Origin of the sequence: Lysinibacillus sp., assembly GCF_032093475.1 — a bacterium.
Classification (GTDB): domain Bacteria; phylum Bacillota; class Bacilli; order Bacillales_A; family Planococcaceae; genus Lysinibacillus; species Lysinibacillus irui.
Map to the genome: position 1 here is coordinate 11634 of NZ_DAMDAY010000124.1, position 1676 is coordinate 13309.

At 41.6% G+C, this 1676-nt stretch carries 3 protein-coding genes; 1 reads left to right on the forward strand and 2 read right to left on the reverse strand.

Annotated elements, in window-relative coordinates:
* Positions 1–48: 48 nt before the first annotated feature.
* A complete protein-coding gene (locus RT445_RS19755; RefSeq protein WP_274796635.1) occupies positions 49–273 on the reverse strand; it encodes a DUF2922 domain-containing protein in 225 nt (74 codons plus the stop codon).
* 14 nt (positions 274–287) lie between these two features.
* Complete coding sequence (locus tag RT445_RS19760; RefSeq protein WP_312507014.1) at positions 288–503, reverse strand: DUF1659 domain-containing protein; 216 nt, start codon at positions 501–503, stop codon at positions 288–290.
* 123 nt (positions 504–626) lie between these two features.
* On the opposite strand from RT445_RS19760, the gene RT445_RS19765 reads away from it, so the two are divergent.
* On the forward strand, positions 627–1055 hold the full coding sequence (locus RT445_RS19765; protein WP_274797296.1) for a DUF2621 domain-containing protein: 429 nt from the start codon (positions 627–629) through the stop codon (positions 1053–1055).
* The last annotated feature ends 621 nt before the right edge of the window (positions 1056–1676 follow it).

Below are 1676 nucleotides of genomic sequence, written 5' to 3' on the forward strand. Positions count from 1 at the left end.
CGGTAAAAAATGGCCTTTGCAGTTCCAATTGCAAAGGCCATCGATGAATTATTCTGTTGCTACATCAAATTCCGTTACTTGACGATCTACAAGGCGTGCCCCCTTAATGGCAGACAAAGCCCCTACCTGTCCGGCAAATACATTTTTCGCCACAATCGTTTCCATTGCCTGCTGAATTTCAGCCACTGAGACATTGGGCTTTGGAGCATCAATCGTTAATGTTGTCGTTTTACCATCCACTGTTGCAAATTGTAACTCTAATACTTGTGCCATGCTGTAATCCCCCCTTAAGATATATCGCTTGTTTCTTGCTTAGCAATGCTAGACAAAGTCTGTGATGAAAGACTTGCAATAGCATGCGCCACAGCTAGTAAATCATTCGCACTATGTGTGTTGTTAAGATTACGATACGATTTTGTTGTGAATTTCGGTTCATTTTGCTCATCATAGCCATCTTCATACTTGAGACGCAGAGTTGCACTAATAAAGTTAACGTTTGCCATCTAACGTCACCTCCCTTCTTGCACACTATATAAAGATGAATTGCTAAAAAAGGGACATTATAGGATGAATTTTTTTTCGGAAGCTCTTATAATAGAGTGAGAGAAGGCAAAGAGGTGAACGATTTGTTACAAGGTTGGTTTTTATGGTTTATTTTATTTTGGGTTGTCGTCCTCATTTCATTGATGGCTATTGGCGGATTCTTTATGTTCCGTAAATTTTTAAAAGCATTACCTAAGCAGGATGGAAAATCTGACTTAGATTGGCAGGAATATTATTTAGATAAAACAATTCACTTATGGGGACAAGCTGAAAAGGACTTACTCTATGAGCTAGTAAGTCCAGTACCTGAGCTCTTTAGACAAGTAGCAAAGGAAAAAATCGCAGGCAAAATCGGTGAGCTCGCTTTAGAGGAAAAAGCAGCTGCCATTAACAATGACCTCATTATTCGTGGCTATATCCAAGCAACACCCAAGCGCGATCACAAATTTTTACGCAAAAAATTAGAACAAATGCAAATTGACATCGCCCCATACGAACACTTATTTGAATGATTATGAAAACGCTGCACATCCATTTTGTGCAGCGTTTCCTTTTGTTATGGCATGCTTGCTGGCTATCGAGTTGTATCCTTCCTTCTGAGGGTTTTATCCGCTACTTTTGCTGTTTTATCCACCACTTTAGCCATTCTATCCGCTACTTTTGCGATTCTATCCACGCTTCTCGGCGCTATCCTTCCCTTTGCAGGTTTTATCCGCTACTTTTGCTGTTTTATCCATCACTTTTACGATTCTATCCCCTTCTCTTGGCTCTATCCTTCACTTTGCGGGTTTTATCCGCTACTTTTGCTGTTTTATCCATCACTTTAGCGATTCTATCCACCACTTTTGCGATTCTATCCCCTTCTCTTGGCGCTATCCTTCTCTTTGCAGGTTTTATCCGCTACTTTTGCTGTTGTATCCATCACTTTAGCGATTCTATCCACGCTTCTTGGCTCTATCCGTCACTTTCCCGTTGCTATCCACCACATTTGGGGTTCTATCCACCACCTTTGCCTTGCTATCCCACGCTTCAATCCACCCCATAAGAGTGCGATCCAACACCTCTTCACGCTTATGAGCATAATCAGAACCACCAGTCTAACTGGTGGTTTGCTCTACGCGTGAAACGCTGGG